This window comes from Maribacter sp. (assembly GCF_039968975.1).
GTDB lineage: Bacteria > Bacteroidota > Bacteroidia > Flavobacteriales > Flavobacteriaceae > Maribacter.
This window is the reverse complement of the sequence record NZ_JBDVOT010000040.1, coordinates 20,381-36,915: the sequence shown is the minus strand read 5'-3', so window position 1 is coordinate 36,915 and position 16,535 is coordinate 20,381. Positions and strand designations below refer to the sequence as shown.

General features: G+C 34.1%; 20 protein-coding genes. 10 read left to right on the top strand and 10 right to left on the bottom strand.

The genetic code is table 11. The annotated features are described in order from the left end of the window. Positions 1-507, bottom strand: a 507-nt coding sequence (locus tag ABJI11_RS02595) for an alpha/beta hydrolase (protein ID WP_348349146.1), incomplete at its 3' end; no start/stop codon positions are given. 127 nt (positions 508-634) lie between these two features. Between ABJI11_RS02595 and ABJI11_RS02590 the strand changes: the two genes are divergently transcribed. The 5 genes from ABJI11_RS02590 to ABJI11_RS02570 all read left to right on the top strand — a co-directional run bounded on the left by ABJI11_RS02590 (position 635) and on the right by ABJI11_RS02570 (position 4,027). Further along, positions 635-1,243 carry an FMN-binding negative transcriptional regulator gene (locus ABJI11_RS02590; protein ID WP_348349144.1) on the top strand — a complete coding sequence of 203 codons (609 nt, stop codon included), beginning with the start codon at positions 635-637 and terminating at the stop codon, positions 1,241-1,243. A 100-nt stretch (positions 1,244-1,343) separates the two neighbouring features. Then, on the top strand, positions 1,344-1,838 hold the full coding sequence (locus ABJI11_RS02585; RefSeq protein ID WP_348349142.1) for a CIA30 family protein: 495 nt from the start codon (positions 1,344-1,346) through the stop codon (positions 1,836-1,838). A 108-nt stretch (positions 1,839-1,946) separates the two neighbouring features. Then, complete coding sequence (locus tag ABJI11_RS02580; protein WP_276494302.1) at positions 1,947-2,435, top strand: DoxX family membrane protein; 489 nt, start codon at positions 1,947-1,949, stop codon at positions 2,433-2,435. 155 nt (positions 2,436-2,590) lie between these two features. Continuing rightward, positions 2,591-3,010: a DUF2141 domain-containing protein gene (locus ABJI11_RS02575; protein ID WP_348349140.1), complete on the top strand. Its 420-nt coding sequence runs from the start codon at positions 2,591-2,593 to the stop codon at positions 3,008-3,010. Between the two features lie 81 nt (positions 3,011-3,091). Beyond that, positions 3,092-4,027, top strand: coding sequence for a LysR substrate-binding domain-containing protein (locus ABJI11_RS02570; protein ID WP_276494300.1), 936 nt, complete (start codon positions 3,092-3,094; stop codon positions 4,025-4,027). A gap of 4 nt (positions 4,028-4,031) precedes the next feature. Here the strand turns inward: ABJI11_RS02570 and ABJI11_RS02565 are convergent, their stop codons facing one another. Both ABJI11_RS02565 and ABJI11_RS02560 read right to left on the bottom strand, forming a co-directional pair. Beyond that, on the bottom strand, positions 4,032-4,448 hold the full coding sequence (locus ABJI11_RS02565; RefSeq protein ID WP_348349138.1) for a lipocalin family protein: 417 nt from the start codon (positions 4,446-4,448) through the stop codon (positions 4,032-4,034). 76 nt (positions 4,449-4,524) lie between these two features. Next, the gene (locus ABJI11_RS02560) at positions 4,525-4,722 is read right to left on the bottom strand and encodes a hypothetical protein (RefSeq protein ID WP_276494298.1); all 198 of its coding nucleotides are present in this window, start codon (positions 4,720-4,722) and stop codon (positions 4,525-4,527) included. 144 nt (positions 4,723-4,866) lie between these two features. Between ABJI11_RS02560 and ABJI11_RS02555 the strand changes: the two genes are divergently transcribed. Then, positions 4,867-6,135: a D-alanyl-D-alanine carboxypeptidase gene (locus tag ABJI11_RS02555; protein ID WP_348349136.1), complete on the top strand. Its 1,269-nt coding sequence runs from the start codon at positions 4,867-4,869 to the stop codon at positions 6,133-6,135. On the opposite strand, the gene ABJI11_RS02550 is transcribed toward ABJI11_RS02555, so the two are convergent. Further along, on the bottom strand, positions 6,136-6,636 hold the full coding sequence (locus tag ABJI11_RS02550) for a peptide-methionine (S)-S-oxide reductase (RefSeq protein ID WP_348349134.1): 501 nt from the start codon (positions 6,634-6,636) through the stop codon (positions 6,136-6,138). A gap of 24 nt (positions 6,637-6,660) precedes the next feature. Continuing rightward, entirely contained in the window at positions 6,661-7,242 is a 582-nt protein-coding gene (gene nudK, locus ABJI11_RS02545; RefSeq protein ID WP_348349132.1) for a GDP-mannose pyrophosphatase NudK, read from the bottom strand. A 182-nt stretch (positions 7,243-7,424) separates the two neighbouring features. On the opposite strand from nudK, the gene ABJI11_RS02540 reads away from it, so the two are divergent. After that, the gene (locus tag ABJI11_RS02540; RefSeq protein ID WP_348349130.1) at positions 7,425-9,005 is read left to right on the top strand and encodes a M81 family metallopeptidase; all 1,581 of its coding nucleotides are present in this window, start codon (positions 7,425-7,427) and stop codon (positions 9,003-9,005) included. A gap of 475 nt (positions 9,006-9,480) precedes the next feature. Here the strand turns inward: ABJI11_RS02540 and ABJI11_RS02535 are convergent, their stop codons facing one another. The 5 genes from ABJI11_RS02535 to ABJI11_RS02515 form a co-directional block, all read right to left on the bottom strand. Beyond that, positions 9,481-10,245, bottom strand: a complete 765-nt coding sequence (locus ABJI11_RS02535; protein WP_348349128.1) for a DUF2461 domain-containing protein — start codon at positions 10,243-10,245, stop codon at positions 9,481-9,483. Between the two features lie 137 nt (positions 10,246-10,382). Beyond that, the gene (locus ABJI11_RS02530) at positions 10,383-11,180 is read right to left on the bottom strand and encodes a TIGR00266 family protein (protein WP_348349126.1); all 798 of its coding nucleotides are present in this window, start codon (positions 11,178-11,180) and stop codon (positions 10,383-10,385) included. A gap of 145 nt (positions 11,181-11,325) precedes the next feature. Further along, on the bottom strand, positions 11,326-12,216 hold the full coding sequence (locus ABJI11_RS02525; protein WP_348349124.1) for a DUF6268 family outer membrane beta-barrel protein: 891 nt from the start codon (positions 12,214-12,216) through the stop codon (positions 11,326-11,328). A 275-nt stretch (positions 12,217-12,491) separates the two neighbouring features. Further along, positions 12,492-13,001 (bottom strand): hypothetical protein, encoded by a 510-nt coding sequence (locus ABJI11_RS02520; RefSeq protein ID WP_348349122.1) that lies wholly within the window; start codon positions 12,999-13,001, stop codon positions 12,492-12,494. Positions 13,002-13,006: 5 nt separating this feature from the next. Beyond that, positions 13,007-13,468: a DUF4442 domain-containing protein gene (locus ABJI11_RS02515; protein ID WP_348349120.1), complete on the bottom strand. Its 462-nt coding sequence runs from the start codon at positions 13,466-13,468 to the stop codon at positions 13,007-13,009. 194 nt (positions 13,469-13,662) lie between these two features. Here ABJI11_RS02515 and ABJI11_RS02510 point away from each other — a divergent pair, with 194 nt between their 5' ends. The 3 genes from ABJI11_RS02510 to ABJI11_RS02500 all read left to right on the top strand — a co-directional run bounded on the left by ABJI11_RS02510 (position 13,663) and on the right by ABJI11_RS02500 (position 16,458). Beyond that, entirely contained in the window at positions 13,663-14,145 is a 483-nt protein-coding gene (locus ABJI11_RS02510) for a DUF4870 domain-containing protein (protein ID WP_348349118.1), read from the top strand. A 184-nt stretch (positions 14,146-14,329) separates the two neighbouring features. After that, entirely contained in the window at positions 14,330-14,665 is a 336-nt protein-coding gene (locus tag ABJI11_RS02505; protein WP_036158368.1) for a PadR family transcriptional regulator, read from the top strand. A gap of 2 nt (positions 14,666-14,667) precedes the next feature. Continuing rightward, positions 14,668-16,458, top strand: a complete 1,791-nt coding sequence (locus ABJI11_RS02500; RefSeq protein WP_348349116.1) for a PspC domain-containing protein — start codon at positions 14,668-14,670, stop codon at positions 16,456-16,458. Positions 16,459-16,535: the final 77 nt, after the last annotated feature.

Below are 16,535 nucleotides of genomic sequence, written 5' to 3'. Positions count from 1 at the left end.
AAAATTGTAAAAACCTTTACTAAATTCTTTTAAGAAACCTATTCTATCTTTCTGCAAAGCATCAATGATACCATCTAAAGCATCTTCTGGGACTCCCTCAGGGTTATCAGGCTTTTGTTTAACTAAAGGAATTATAGAACTGATTAATGCTGCTTTTGCAATTCTATCAGAACCATAGTCAGTTAAATAACGAACTACCTCTCCGCCTCCCATTGAAAAACCAACTATTATGGCATCTTCCAAATCCAATTCTTCTATTATGGCATTCAAATCACTTGCCAAGGCAGAATAATCATATGCATTCCATGGTGAAGATGATGTACCAAAACCTCTACGATCATATGAAATACATCGATAGCCTTCCTCAACAATCTTCCACACCTGTTGTTCCCAAGATTTTCTACTTAGAGGCCATCCATGAATTAAAATAACGGGTTGTCCGCTTCCATAATCTTCATAGAAAATATCGACTTGTTCTTTTGCTTTTGTATTTGTTATAAAGGGCATATTTTTATTTTAAAATTCATTTTGAAGATAGTAAGGATTATATAATTTATGTAGCACTAAACATTAAATAATTGTTTCTAAAGACTTTTACTTTATACCTTTATGTTTATCTATTAAAATTCCGACTATGTTTATACCTGAGCACTACAAGAACAATAATATTGAAGAGATTCACGACTTTTTAAAGAATAATAGTTTTGGCATCTTGATCAATACGATAAATGGCAGACCTTGGGGAACACATATTCCTTTAGAGTTAGGAAAAAACTTGAAAAAAAAAGATGTTCTCGTAGGTCATATAGCCAAAGCGAATTTACAGAGTAAAAATCTAGTCGATGGTGATGAAGTACTTTGTATTTTCAACGGTCCACATAGCTACATATCTTCCTCATGGTATAAGGATGAAGAAGTACCTACTTGGAACTATATTGCCGTTCATGTTTATGGTACAGTTAAAATTCAAACTTCAGAAGAACTATTGACATCATTACATACACTTGTAGATAAATATGAACAACAGTCTGAACATCCTATTTCACTAAATGACATGTCTAAAAAAACAATGCGGCAGGTAACAGGTATCATTGGTTTTGAAATTGAAATTAATGATATACAGGCTGTCAACAAATTATCACAAGGCAGAGAGCATGATCATCCAAAAATTATAGATGAGCTAGAAAAACAAACTCCTACAGAGAAAGCGGTTGCCACCGAAATGAAAAAGCGTCTAGACTAACCATTTTTTAAACAAGTTAAAATAATTGCGAAAAGCATAAGTTGTTCATGCTGCTTTCATCTAATTTTAGATGTATTAAGTTTTAAAAAAATAAAAAATTATGAGTGATGTAGCATCCATATTTAAATTTAACAAAAAGACAGACCCTAAAGAATGGCAAGTAGTTAATGATGGTGTTATGGGCGGTTTATCTATGGGGCTTATACAAGTAAACCTTGAAGGTAATGGCGTATTCAGCGGACACGTTTCATTAGAAAATAATGGCGGCTTTTGTCTTGTTAGGCATGATGTAGATCGTATGCCTGTTGATATGTTCTCGTCATTTATAATTAAATTAAAAGGAGATGGCAAGAAATATGCTTTTAGATGTAAATCTGGTGAACACCAAAGACACACCTATAGTTATGATTTTAAATCTAGTAAAGAGTGGCAAATTATTGAAATTCCGTTTAAAGAAATGGAACCTGTTTTTAGAGGTGAAGAATTAAAATTACCCAACTACCATGGCGACTATCTAGCTCAGATTGCATTTATTATCAAGAACGGTGTCAATGAGGATTTTAAGCTTGAAATAGATAGTATTGAATTAAAGTAATCCAAACCTCCCATTTAAAATAAACATTTTAAAAAAAATAAACATTGATTTTTATCATCTTTAAATACCTTAAATTTTTATAAGTTTAAGTAACCAATACTTAAACCTATGTACCACCAACTACAACCCATTAAAAAGTTAATTATTCCCTTTAAGGTAGATGCACTGTTACCTAACGTACTAATATTAATACCTAGAGTAATTACGGGCTATCTTCTTTCTTTTGTTTTTGCAATAAATAAATTTGGAACACCATGGACTCCCACATCAATGGGGTTAGCGTATTTTGAGGTTTCAGATTGGTTTGTTGAATTGGTAAAACAATTTGGAACTCCATTCTCATTGATGCCAGAACTGTTTGCTTGGTCCGCAGGATTTACGGAAGCATTGGGCGGCATATTATTAATTTTAGGCCTAAATACGAGAATAACATCTTTCTTTATTACCGTAACCATGTTTACTACCATAGTATTTAGACCATGGGACTATTCATGGAATATAATGCCAACTTTTATTTTCTTCTGTTTAGGTCTTTTCTATATGGGTTTTGGGTCAGGTAAATTTGGTCTAGATTATTTTCTTACGACCAAAGAATAAATAGACTTTTTAAATCTTACAATACCATACCTTTTCTTAATTATTTAAAACTTACAATTCAGTAGCACATTTCTACAATTGAGTGAATCGCTTTTTAAAAAAGCATATTCATAAGGCATCTTTGAAGTATCAATTAATCTTTAAAACCTTATAGAATGAAAAAGTTACTATTTACCCTAACCGTATTAGCAATGAGTTTTACCGTGAACGCTCAAGAAAATGATGGTATCACCTTAACGGTCATCATTGAAAATGTGTTGAACAATGATGGTCATATTTTAAGCGGATTGCATAATGAAAATACTTTTATGAAAGCAGAAGCTATTAAAATGAGCAAAGACAAAGCTGAAACCGGTGAATTGATTATCACCTTTGAGAACATTCAACCGGGAGATTATGCCTTTTCAGTTCTTCATGATGCCAATGATAACAACCGTATGGATTTCGCCAACAATGGTATGCCTACTGAAGATTATGCTATGAGCGGTAGTTCCATGCCAATGGGACCACCAACGTTTAGTGATGCAAAGTTCCTTATTGAAGAAGAGGATATGGAATTAACCCTTCGTTTTTAGCATTAAATTATCGTCTGAATACCTGTTGCCAATAGGTTATAATAATGGTTTTTAGTAATTTTATAACCTTATACTATATACATGACCATTACCCAATTACAATACGTACTTGCTGTTGCCGAATACAAGAATTTTACATTAGCTGCCGAGAAAAGCTTTGTAACACAACCTACCTTAAGCATGCAAGTTCAAAAGCTTGAAGATGAACTAGATATACTTCTTTTTGATCGTAGTAAAAAACCAATTACTATTACAGAAGTAGGTAAAAAAATTGTAGCTCAGGCAAAGAATATTGTAAATGAAGCGGCGCGTATAAAAGATATTGTAGAACAAGAAAAAGGATATATAGGTGGGGATTATGTTTTGGGTATTATCCCAACTATAATGCCCACTTTATTACCTATGTTTTTAAAGAATTTTATTCAGAAATATCCGAAGGTAAACCTTATAATTAAAGAACAGAATACAGAGAGTTTAATTCAAAATATTGAAGACGGCCACATTGATGCCGCAATAGCAGCTACGCCATTAGAGGTTGATTTCATTACCGAAAGACCATTATACTATGAGCCTTTTGTTGGTTATGTACCTAAAGAACATCGTTTAGGAAATAGTTCTCAAATTACACCAGAAGATTTAGATATTGAAGATATTCTGTTACTTCAAGACGGACACTGCTTTAGAGAAGGAGTTCTTAACCTGTGTAAAGCACCTAAAATAGGTGGCGAACATTTTAGCTTACAAAGCGGTAGTTTTGAAACACTTATAAATCTATCTAATGAAGGATTAGGCATGACCCTACTTCCCTATTTAAACACTTTAGAACTTGATGATGTAAAAAAGAAGAATCTGAAGTATTTTAAAGATCCATCACCTGCACGTGAGGTAAGCCTTATTTATCATAAAAAAGAACTAAAAGTTCAGATTACAGAGGCATTAAGAGATGTTATAACTGGTATTGTACGTGGAGCTATCGCATTTCAAGATGTGAAAATCATTAGTCCAATAAACAAATAATTAGCTACTCTTTATTAAATCTATACAAACAACCCTCTACACAAATACCAGGGTAAGAAGGTGATAAGGTTAATCTAGTTTTACTTTCATTAAAGTTTGCGCTATAACCTAGCGTATCTTTTTCACCTTCAGTACTGAAATAGAGATACAACTCTTCATCTGTAATTTCATAAGTACCAGCATCTAAAAAGTTTTTATCGTAATCTGTTCTCTCATAATTTCCAAATTCATTGAAGAAGTAACGATATCCTTTATCCACATCTTTCCACTCTGTTGCACCACCAGGACTAACGTATGAAGCTGTCAACAACCACTCACCTACTAAATTAGTATTGTCAATTGGTGTATCATCATTTACATCATTACTTTCACAAGCAAGAAATGATAATGCAAAACATATAAATAGAAACTTAAGGTTCAAAGAGCTTTTTTATTCTAGATACCAAAAAGATTAAATGGTTGCCTAAAAAAAAAGAGCCACTTAACGTGGCTCTCTATTATGCTTTTAAATAAACTAAACTTTGATGTAATTCTGGTTTATCCGTTATATAACTTTCTAACCAGATTTTTAATTCCTCTGCCTCTTCTGGCAGCAGCGTCATTAACGCTTTCTTTAATTCTTTACAAAATAATAAGGTATCAAAACTAACCTTTTTAAGCACTGTTTTACTATACTCTAGCATAGACTTAGACATTTTGTTGTTAGATTAATAGATTTGTTGTTGTATAAAGGTAAACAGAAATGCAGTTTTAATATTGCATACAAAAAGTTAAAGTAATTACTTACTTGTTAAATTTTTATAACATTGATAAGTTTCCATTTTTGTAATTTCGAATACATGAAGAATTTTCTTTTTTTGGGAATAGCTTTGATCCTATTTTCAGCATGTAGTTCAAAGAAATCATTGATTTCAAAAACCTTTGACAAACAGTTATCATCTACTTTCTATCAAAACCAATTTACCGGAGTTTTGGTAATTGATGCAGTTACCAAAGACACGCTCTATAATCTAAACAGCCACAAATATTTTATACCTGCCAGTAACACTAAAATTTTTACACTTTTTGCTGCGCTTAAAACATTGCCAGTAGAAATACCCTCTTTAAAATATATAGAACGTAACGACTCCATCTACTTTGAAGGAACAGGAGACCCGTCCTTTTTACATCCATATTTAAAAGATTCAACGGCTTTAAAGTTTTTACAACAGCATGATAATTTAGTATACTCTTCTGGAAATTTTGAAGATAAAAAATACGGACCAGGTTGGGCTTGGGACGATTACCAATGGTACTATTCTCCAGAAAAAAGCAATTTACCCATACATGGTAATGTTGTAATGACATACCGTAATGAAGCTTTACAAGTTTCCCCCACCTATTTTAAGGACAGTGTTATTCAACTGACAAACAAGAATAACCGGAATGAATTTTCTAATACCTTTTATTATCCTTCACAATCTAGAGACACTCTTAAAACGCCATTTATCACGAGTAACTTTACTACCAAATCAATTTTAGAAAACGTATTGAATAAAAAGATAGGAATGAGCACTGCTATGCCCTCTGGAAAAAAACGGACTTTATACGGTATTTCTTCAGATTCGCTGTACGTAAGAATGATGCATGAAAGCGATAATTTTATTGCTGAACAATTATTGCTACTGGCCGGATCTGAATTGAAAGATACCTTGAACAGTGAACTGATAAGAACTCATATTCTAAAAAGTGAACTGAACGATTTAAAACAAACCCCTAGATGGGTAGATGGATCCGGACTATCACGTTACAACCTATTTACGCCACAAAACATGGTAAGCGTTTTAGATAAGCTTCATAACCAAATTCCCAAAAAGCGTTTGTTTGCTATTTTTCCGGCTGGCGGAATATCAGGGACTTTAAAGAATAGATTCGCTGGTGACGGGCAACCTTACATCTATGCAAAATCTGGTAGTTTAAGCAATAACTATTGTCTTAGCGGATATCTACTGACAACATCTGGTAAAACTTTGATTTTTAGTTTTATGAATAATCATTATAGACAGTCAACGAGGGAAGAAAGGTCTAAAATGGAACAAATGCTTAAAACACTAAGAGATACCTATTAACTATTTCACTTTTGCAGATAGATTCTTAACATATTTCTCTTTCAACATCTTAATTTTAGGTGAGATATGCGTTTTACAAAATGGCTTCTCCGTATCGCTAAAATAGTAATTATGAAACCTTTCTTCAGATGATCTAAAATCGCCAAATTGTACTATTGCCGTTATTAATTCACCATTATACTCCTCTTGCTTATCAGTCATTATTTGACTTAATATAGGTCTGAATTCATGACTAAAATAATAAATAGCAGACCTATACTTATTTCGCATAGAATGATTTTCTGTACTTCTATGCGTATCTAAATGAATAGCCACCAAATCTTTCAAATCAATTTTACTAGCATTGTAGTGAACGATAACGGCTTCGGAAAAATCTGTTGGGTTTTCTTTTGGGGCAATAAAGCCTTGTTCTACTTTTTCAACTCCGTTGAGCGCCATAAACACAGCTTCGGTACACCAATGACATCCACCACCAAATCCGACTTTATGGACATTTTTCATATTCTTATAGTCGGTCATCAATGATTAAACTAACCCGTTCAGTTTTGCATATTGTAACAACATAATAGTTTTGGCATCTTTAATTTCTCCGCTCGCTACCATCTTCATAGCGTCATTAAAATCTAACTCTAATACCTCAATATTTTCAGTTTCATCTTCCGCACCTCCACCTTCACTTACTTTCATACTATCGTCATATTCGCCCACAAATAAATAAACGATTTCGGTTACCGAACCCGGAGACATGTAGGTTTGAAACACCTTCTGTACATTACTTATTTTATAACCTGTTTCTTCCTCCGTTTCCTTACGTACACAATCGGCAGGGTTATCGCCATCTAAGAGTCCGGCACAGACCTCTATCATCATTCCGTCTTCATTACCGTTCACATATGTTGGCATTCTAAACTGGCAGGTAAGAACAATAGTTCCTTTTTTAGAGTTATATAATAAAATGGCTGCCCCGTTGCCCCTATCGTAAGCTTCACGCTCTTGTGTTTCCCAAGTACCATCTGGGCGTTGATACTTAAATGTATATTTATGTAACCTATACCAATTATCAGAAAGTAATTTTTTCTCGACGTCTTTTATGCTTCCGTTTTTCAATTGATTTAAATTTATAATTCGATTATAAAGATATGACTAGTACCGCCTAATTCATAACCTAATTACTTATGTCCGCTATTCTTCTACGGTAATAGCTTTAAATCCGTTATCCAGCAAAAACTCTTGTTCCATAAAACTCTTTTTAGTTATCTTTTCAATACAAACTCTAAATTACGACAACCTTGAAACCACTCTACCTCTTCGCCTTTTTACTTTTAATTTGTTCTACCTCTTGTAAAGATGACAAAGCTTCTGACGAACAAAAAGAATTACCTAAAATTGCTATTGCCGGTTTGGGTATTGAAAGTAGTACCTTCTCACCTGCCCTTTCTACAGAAGAGGCTTTTCACGCAAAGGTGGGCGACTCGGTTTTTAGCAGATATCCATTTTTACAACCAGACTCTGTAAATAGAAAAAGAGCGAAATGGGTACCTACGCTAGTTGGTAAATCACTACCTGGCGGTACGGTTACACGAGAAGCATACGAATCTTTGGTGACTAAAAGTTTACAATTATTAGATGAAAACAAGCCGTATGACGGACTCTTTTTTGACATACACGGCGCAATGAGCGTTGTTGGTCTAGATGATCCTGAAGGTGATTTTATTGCTCGTATTCGCAAAGTTCTTGGTGATGATGTATTGATTTCAACTTCTATGGATCTACACGGCAATGTTTCTGAACGACTAGCTAAGCACACTGATTTAATCACCTGTTACCGTATGGCGCCGCATGAAGATGCTATTGAATCTAAAAAGCGAGCAGTTACCAATTTAATTGATAGGTTGGAGAACGGTAAAGGGAAACCGGCTTTTAAAGCTTGGGTTCCTGTACCTATTCTATTACCCGGAGAAAAAACTAGTACGCGTATAGAACCTGGTAAAAGTCTTTATGCCAAAATACCTACAGTTGCCGATCAAGACGGCGTTATTGATGCAGCAATTTGGATTGGTTATGCTTGGGCAGATGAACCTCGTAACCATGCCGTAGTAATGGTTACCGGTGATGATAAAGAAAAAGTAGCAAAGGGTGCCGAGAAATTAGCACAAAGCTTTTGGGATGTTCGCAATGAATTTGAATTTGTAGCACCTACAACAACCTTAGACGAAAGTTTAAAATTGGCATTGGCAAGTGACAAGAAACCTTACATGATTAGTGATATGGGCGATAACCCTACCGCTGGTGGTGCCGGTGATGTAACTTGGACTTTGAAAGAACTATTGGCTAGACCTGAATTTACATCTAAAAACGGAAAGTCTTTAATCTATGCTTCTATACCCGGACCAGAATTTGTAGAAAAAGCAAAGGAAATAGGTGTTGGCGGAAAAATTAAAGCGGAAGCAGGTGCTGCCGTTGACCATAGATTTGCCGGACCTTTATTATTGGACGGGACGATAACTGCAATAAAAGAAGGCGATACAAATGCCGAAGTTGAAGTCGTTGTAAAAGTGGGGAATATTGATGTTATCGTGACTAAAAAACGAAAGCCTTACCACCATATGAGCGATTTTACAAACTTAGGTCTGGACCCTAAAAATGCTGATATTGTAGTGGTTAAAATTGGCTACCTAGTACCCGAGTTATATGATATGCGTGGCGATTGGACCATGGCGCTTACCCCGGGAGGCGTTGATCAAGACCTGAATCGTTTAGGATATAAAAGAATAAAAAGACCAATGTTTCCACTAGATAGTTTGATGACTCAGCCAGATTTAAAAGCTAGGTGGATACCTGCTGCAGATATAATTAACTTAGATAAATAACTTATGTTTGTTCTATATGTCTAGTAAAAAATGGCGAAAAATTATAGGTTACCTTTTTATATTTAGTATTGGAATAGATACGCTACTTGTAATTATTTTTTTGATAGGAATTTTTTTGTAAAATATAAATTTTGAAAATCATTCAGCAAGTATTATGTAATGGGCTATTGAATCTAGGATAGAAAGATAATCAGCTTGAATATTTATTATCACCTTATGCCTAATTTCTATTTTGTCTTAATGAACAATACAGATCCATTTAAATACATTATGCTCGTTTCAATAATTATGAGTTTAATAATATATTACTTGCTTTATAGAAAAGGAATAGTAACTTCCCGAATTGGAGATCTTGAAAATAGATTGTTAATTGGAATATTATTAATACCTGTATTATATGTCATTAACTTTTTATTTGATTGGTTTTGGTAATGGCTAAATTAATTGCAATGGATATTTTCTTTTAAAATTAGTATTAAACTGTAATCGCTTTGTTCAAATAACGCCTAAACGGAAGCATTTCTTTATAGGCGTTAATCAACTCGTCGTCAAAATTAGCCTTGTTAGTTTCTTTAGTATCAAACTCTTGGAATACGGCAAAAGTCTTGTTTTTGAGCAATTCTATATGCTTATGATCTTTGGCAAACCCTTTAGGTGCGTTTGTTAGTTTCGCATCTTCAAAAAGATTTCCAAAGCGATTTTTAAAAGATTTCTTATTTAAAATTTTCACTAATTCTTCCCCGTCATAATCAATGGCATCGCGAATACTGCGTAATACTTTAGACTCAGGTCTCCATAATCCGCCTGCGAAAACGCAACGTTCAATTCCCAGTTCAAAATAGAAATCCGCCGTTTTTGGTTTCTTGTCGAATCCCGCTCCAAAATGGTCTTTATATACCGGTTTATTGGGGTGAAACATCAAGTTATTATTAATACGATTTATTCCCTTCTTACCAGGTGTATCATAATATTCATCATCAATATCAGCAAGTCTCTTATTCATACTATTGAGCCAATCGATGTATTCATCACGTACTTGTTTGTACCATTTACGATTGGCATCCATCCACTCCTTAGCATTGTTTTTCTGTAATTCTTTAAGAAATTCTATCTGGTTTTTGAAACTCATGTATTCGTTGTTGGTTGTTGGAAAAAATTTAAGTTCAAGTTCAAGTTCAAGTTCAAGTTCAAATGTTTTTATAATCCGTACTTTGTACTTAATACCACTTACTTTTATCATCGCTAAATTCTCCTAAAATACCTGATAAAACAGGTCTATTTTCTATATTCTTTATTCTAATTCTCTTCTCAAAATAAAAACAAACTACTTAATACTTAATACTCCCTACTTTGTACTCTTTACCTTGTCCTTAAATCTTAAAACCTATTATCTCCACCAACAATATCACCTAGCGTACCAAGAATACTACCTTCTCCTTTATCTTTTCCACCTCTTGGTATTGATGCTAGCACTCTACCTGCCAAACGACTGAATGGTAAGGACTGAATGTACACAGTTCCCGGACCGCGAAGGGTTGCGAAAAATAAGCCTTCTCCGCCGAAAACTGTATTTCTAATTCCACCTACAAATTCAATATCATAATCAACATCTTTGGTGAAGCCTACAATACAACCGGTATCTACTTTTAATACTTCACCAGGACCTAATGTCTTTTTAGCTAAAGTTCCACCAGCGTGTATGAAAGACATTCCGTCACCTTCTAATTTTTGCATGATGAAACCTTCGCCACCAAAGAGTCCACGACCTAATTTCTTTGAAAACTCGATGCCTACAGATACTCCTTGTGCTGCACATAGAAAGGCATCTTTTTGGCAAATGAAACGACCACCCATTTCAGAAAGGTCAATAGGCAGAATTTTACCAGGATACGGAGAAGCAAAACTAACTTGCTTTTTACCCTGACCTATATTTAAAAATGCCGTCATGAACAGACTCTCTCCTGTCAACATTCTTTTACCTGCAGAAAAAATCTTTCCTAAAACACTATTGTCTTGATTGCTACCATCACCAAAAATGGTACTCATTTTAATATCGGTATCCATCATCATAAAGCTACCAGCTTCGGCAACAACTGCCTCTTGAGGGTCTAGCTCTATTTCAACATATTGCATTTCTTCCCCAAAAATCTCGTAATCTATTTCGTGTGCGTTCATTTGTATTTTGTTTTTGATTGATAACTATAAGTAGTAAAGGTGCCAACTTTGTTACAAATTACCACCTTACTTTTAAAACTAGTTAACTCAAATACCAATAACAATACACTGCCAGGCTTTCCTTAAATTTTACTTCGAGATCATTTTAGTACACCTCTCTATCATTAGTTTTGTTAGTGAAGGTATATTTTACCCCTACATTGAAATAAAAGCTATTAGACATATCAAAATCGTAAATTTCATTATTGCTGTAATCTTTTATATGCATACGGTTATAAGCAGTGTAGCCACCTTGTACCGTTGCGGTAAATTTATCCCATAAACCAACATTATAACCAAGACCAACCAATACACTTGTTTGCCTTAGTGTACCGCTATAGTCTTCTTTATAGACCTCTACTTCATCATTTATATTACCAGTAAAACCGCTTAAAGTAGCAAAACCTTCAAAATCATGATTTTCTGCTAAAGTATATTTAACACGACTATCAGGAACACCAACCTTATAAGCCCAATTATCATTTAATCTTCTTGAATAGCTTATTACCGGTATTGGGTAGTACAAGCCATATTTAATATCATAAGCCGCACCAAAGGTTAGTATACTCTTATCTCTACCGTTATATTTACTCAAGGTAAGCATGGCATTATAAAATATATCATCAGATACTATATTATCATTCCTGAAATTAGAGGAAAATTGAGATTCCTGCATAGCAAATATGCTCCAATCTTCACTTAAATTTCTTTGATAAGTAAAACGTAGACTAAAAGAATTGAAAGTTTCAATTTCCTCTGTTTCAAAGGGTACATCTTCATCTATGTAGCTTAATGTGGTGTTTTGCAAATTCCCCCCTACTGTAAATTTTTCTGTAGTAGTATTAATAATGGGAATGTCTACACCCGCTTTAAATCTAAAAATATCAGTTACATCACTACTTGGAAAAAACTCTGACTGTATATAAATATCATCTGTTTCTTGCCCATAAACCCAACTTACCATAATCAACATTAAAAAAATCGGTACTTTCTTCATATTCTGCACACTATTAAAATTATAATTTTAAGAATGGTCTTAGCCATTCTATACACCATAAAAGTGAACATTATCTAAAGTATCAGCAATCTTAATATATATGTAGAAACAGTATATAGAGCAATGGGTAAATTTAATCTACCAATCAAAATATTTTAGTAAATCTTAAGAAACACCTAAAAATGAAAAGATTTGGATTTTTTTTATATTCGGAATTATGTAACAGAAACTAATCAAAGTACTGAAGCTTATTCCATTGAAAAAAATATATTTAATTAACTGCGGATTGTCGCGTGAAGCTCTTTTGCCTTTTGCGAGCCAATAAGGTATTTTTCACCATTATCAAGTGTTATGGCGACCCCCTCTTTACCCTTTACATTATAGACAGTACCGTACTTTTTAGTTTTTCTGATACCATAACCTACAAAATCATAATTAATGATCTGTTGTTCTGTTACTTCACTTAAATCAATGATTTTACTAAAAAATAAAAGATGACGAATTTTTATTTTCTTATTGGTAACCACCACCTTTAGTTTTATTAATACCAAAAACAATACAGTAAGTAAATAAAAAAAATACGGTAATAACTCACCTAGAGTTATTCTATTGGCTATCCATATCATATTGCTGTTACTTGTTTCAGCTGCAGCGTATCCACCAAATACATATATTCTTGTGCTTATAACCTTTATAACAAATAAAATTATTGGAGCAAGTATAATCAACCACAACCACCATTGCGTAAATTTTTGCGTTTCCTTAAACTGTACCCCTTCTTTCATTCCATTTATTTTTTCTGCTTTAACCTCACCGTCCATTCAAACTTAAACGTGCTTACCACTACTCCATCTGTATTTACGCCCACAGATTTCATCCAAATGGTTTGTCCTTCTCCGGTTGCAATCGTTTTATCCAAAGCTTCCTTAATTAAGTGTCCGTCTTCACAAGTAAATGTAATTCTACCTGTAGCTTTCTTAGAAAAATTTGCAGTATTATTCGCCACCAACATGGAGATTTTCTTTCCTGTTGCTTCAATTTGATCTATCATTAATGCCCCAGTTGTTAATTCTGCCGCCATACCTTGTACTGCCCAAAACATGGAATTAAACGGATTCTGATTGAACCATCTGTGCTTTACCGTCACTACTGAACGCTTTTTGTCAATTTCATTTAAACGTACCCCGCACCACCATGCAGACGGTAGTTTAAAAAATGAGAACATATTGATTTTACTAGGTGTTACCGCCATTTTATCTGAAAATTTCGATAAAAATAGCCATTATTTATACCATTCTAAAATGTTAAAATATTGTTAAATAATAGTACTATGCGTTACATAGTACCTTTTTTTAGACATATATTTGCATAGGAAGTTAATAGGTAATCAAAGTAATTAGCTTTCGCATAGTATTAAAATCAATCATCATCAGTAACGAATCAATCATGACAGAATCAGTAACAAAACACGAAAGAAACCTCTCTGCACTTATTCATGCAAGTACGTTCTCTAAGTTCTTTATTCCGTTTGGGAACTTCATCATTCCTTTGGTATTATGGACAGCGAATAAAAAAGAATATGAGTTTGTAGACCACAACGGCAAACAAGCTTTGAACTTTCAAATTAGCATACTACTCTACTCTATTCTTGTAGGTATGGTCAGTATTCCATTTTTCTTAGGCGGATTTCTACCAAACATTTTCGACTTTGATAATTTCGGATTAGTGAATGTGCATAGTTTCAACAGTATCAATTTTAATTTTGATACAGACGACTTGTTCGGTCCATGGATGATATCAGTAGCATTACTTGGTTTGGCTCAATCAGCCTTATTTATCATCAATATCGTTTATACCATATTAGCAACTATAAAAACAAATGAAGGGGAAGTTTTTGAATATCCCTTCACTATAAAATTTATTAAATAGCATCATCAGCTTACATATATACCGGGTATTCATCACACCCTTAAGAGTTTATTAATCAATCAAAAAAAATCAATCAGGATGTTTATTCATCAAACAAAAAACGAACAGTTAACCTATGCAGACAACAGAGACAATGGAGCAATCCCCTCCGAAAGCGGGACTGCATAAAAAGCAAAAAGAGATTATGAATGTAGAAAATACAAAAGCACAAATGCGTAAAGGGGTTTTGGAGTATTGTATCCTGTCCATTTTAAATGGGCATGATAAGTATGCTTCTGAAATCTTAGCTACGCTAAAAGATGCAAAAATGCTTGTAGTGGAAGGTACTATTTATCCGCTATTGACCAGGTTAAAGAATGCGGGACTTCTGAACTACCGTTGGGAAGAATCTACTTCTGGACCACCAAGAAAATACTACACACTAACCGAGACCGGTAAAATATTCCTTAAAGAATTAGATACCACTTGGGACGAATTAAGAAAAGCCACCAACCTGGTAACCAACTCAAAAAACAGCTAATCATGAACAAAACAGTAAATATAAATTTAGCAAACATGCTCTTCCATATAGACGAAGAGGCATACAATATAATGCGTAGGTATTTAGAATCTGTAAAACGTTCTTTTGCCAACACCCCGGGCAGCGATGAAATCATTGCAGATATAGAAGCTCGTATAGCCGAACTTTTTCATGACAAATTAGAGAATGAAAGACAGGTTATCACTCAGAAAGAAGTAGATGAAGTTATCGCCATAATGGGGCAACCTGAAGATTACATGGTTGACGAAGATATCTTTGAAGATGAACCAAAGGCGAAGTCTGCATTCACTAAAGAAAGAGTAAAGAAATTATACAGAGATACTGAAAAGAAATACGTTGCCGGTGTATCTGCAGGGTTAGCGCATTACTTTGGTATTGACCCGTTATGGATTCGTTTACTATGGATTTTCTTGACCATTTTCACTTGGGGAGGATTCATCTTTATCTATGGCCTTCTTTGGATTCTTATACCTGAAGCGAAAACTACCGCTCAAAAATTAGATATGAGCGGCGAAACTGTGAATATCAGTAATATTGAACGTAAAGTTAAAGAGGGTTTTGATGACGTAGCGGATCGTGTAAAAAGTGTAGACTATGAAAAAGTAGGAGACACCGTCAAAAAAGGAGGTAAAACGATTTTTGACACCTTTGGTGATATCGTAATGTTTCTTTTCAAAATCTTTGGCAAATTCATTGGTATTCTTTTAGTAATCATTGGTGCTGCTACATTGATAGGTCTTTTTGTAGGTATGTTCACCGTTGGTATTTTAGATATCATTCATGTACCTGGTATTGATTTCTACAATGTTGTAAATTCTACCAACCTACCTATTTGGGTAGTATCATTACTTGCATTTTTTGCAATTGGTATTCCGTTTTTCTTCTTAATGTATTTAGGATTAAAAATATTGGTAAACAACTTAAAATCAATTGGTACCGTTGCTAAATTCTCATTGTTGGGCTTATGGTTAATATCAATTATATGTTTGGTCATCTTTGGTATTAGAGAAGCTGCTGCACACGCCTATACCGGTAGCACATCTGTTGAACAAGAGATTACCACAGTGATACCAACAGACACTTTAAATATTAGATTAGTGTCTACAGATGAGTACGATTACGAAAAGGATATGCACATGGGCGACACCTTCATTTCTTATGACGAAGCTGGTAATAAGGTGTTGGTTTCCGATGATGTTAGATTCCGAATTCGTAAGTCTAAAGACACCTTGGTTCGTGTTCAAATTAGAAAAGAGGCTGATGGTCCATCCAACAGAGAGGCAAAAGATATCGCCAGTCAGATTGTTTATGAATATGAAGTGAACGGCAATACTATCTCTTTTGATGATTATTTGACCACACAAGGCCCTAAGTTTAAAGACCAGGAAGTTCGTGTAAACATATTTTTACCCGTAGGTACAATTTTATCCTATGACCAGACAAGTTCTAGAGATTGGATTACCACTGTTAATACGGATAGAGATGTTGAAGGTCTAGCAGAATATATTTGGGAAATGACCGAAAGCGGTGAGCTTGAATGTCAAGATTGTCCTGAATTCATTGAAATGAACGATGAAGACGACGACAGTTCTAATCGCATCAATATCAATGAGAATGGTATCGACATTAATATCAACGATAATGGTGACAAAGGTAAGATCATCATCAACGAAAACGGAATAGACATTGACGTTAACGATAACGGAGAATCGTTTAAAATGAAGTTAGATCAGAACGGCGTAAAGGTAGATACTAATGATAGTATCAATTAATTACAGTTCATACATCTAAAACGACAATTCGGTATTTATAAATCGGAAAAGAATATAAAAACAATCATTTTTACATC

Excerpts from the sequence above, each read along its gene's own strand:
- ABJI11_RS02590 (WP_348349144.1), top strand. The coding sequence starts at position 635 with ATGTTTATACCTGAGCACTACAAGAACAATAATATTGAAGAGATTCAC.
- ABJI11_RS02585 (WP_348349142.1), top strand. The coding sequence starts at position 1,344 with ATGAGTGATGTAGCATCCATATTTAAATTTAACAAAAAGACAGACCCT.
- ABJI11_RS02580 (WP_276494302.1), top strand. The coding sequence starts at position 1,947 with ATGTACCACCAACTACAACCCATTAAAAAGTTAATTATTCCCTTTAAG.
- ABJI11_RS02575 (WP_348349140.1), top strand. The coding sequence starts at position 2,591 with ATGAAAAAGTTACTATTTACCCTAACCGTATTAGCAATGAGTTTTACC.
- ABJI11_RS02570 (WP_276494300.1), top strand. The coding sequence starts at position 3,092 with ATGACCATTACCCAATTACAATACGTACTTGCTGTTGCCGAATACAAG.
- ABJI11_RS02560 (WP_276494298.1), bottom strand. The coding sequence starts at position 4,722 with ATGTCTAAGTCTATGCTAGAGTATAGTAAAACAGTGCTTAAAAAGGTT.
- ABJI11_RS02555 (WP_348349136.1), top strand. The coding sequence starts at position 4,867 with ATGAAGAATTTTCTTTTTTTGGGAATAGCTTTGATCCTATTTTCAGCA.
- ABJI11_RS02550 (WP_348349134.1), bottom strand. The coding sequence starts at position 6,636 with ATGAAAAATGTCCATAAAGTCGGATTTGGTGGTGGATGTCATTGGTGT.
- ABJI11_RS02535 (WP_348349128.1), bottom strand. The coding sequence starts at position 10,245 with ATGATAAAAGTAAGTGGTATTAAGTACAAAGTACGGATTATAAAAACA.
- ABJI11_RS02530 (WP_348349126.1), bottom strand. The coding sequence starts at position 11,180 with ATGAACGCACACGAAATAGATTACGAGATTTTTGGGGAAGAAATGCAA.
- ABJI11_RS02525 (WP_348349124.1), bottom strand. The coding sequence starts at position 12,216 with ATGAAGAAAGTACCGATTTTTTTAATGTTGATTATGGTAAGTTGGGTT.
- ABJI11_RS02520 (WP_348349122.1), bottom strand. The coding sequence starts at position 13,001 with ATGAAAGAAGGGGTACAGTTTAAGGAAACGCAAAAATTTACGCAATGG.
- ABJI11_RS02515 (WP_348349120.1), bottom strand. The coding sequence starts at position 13,468 with ATGGCGGTAACACCTAGTAAAATCAATATGTTCTCATTTTTTAAACTA.
- ABJI11_RS02510 (WP_348349118.1), top strand. The coding sequence starts at position 13,663 with ATGACAGAATCAGTAACAAAACACGAAAGAAACCTCTCTGCACTTATT.
- ABJI11_RS02505 (WP_036158368.1), top strand. The coding sequence starts at position 14,330 with ATGAATGTAGAAAATACAAAAGCACAAATGCGTAAAGGGGTTTTGGAG.
- ABJI11_RS02500 (WP_348349116.1), top strand. The coding sequence starts at position 14,668 with ATGAACAAAACAGTAAATATAAATTTAGCAAACATGCTCTTCCATATA.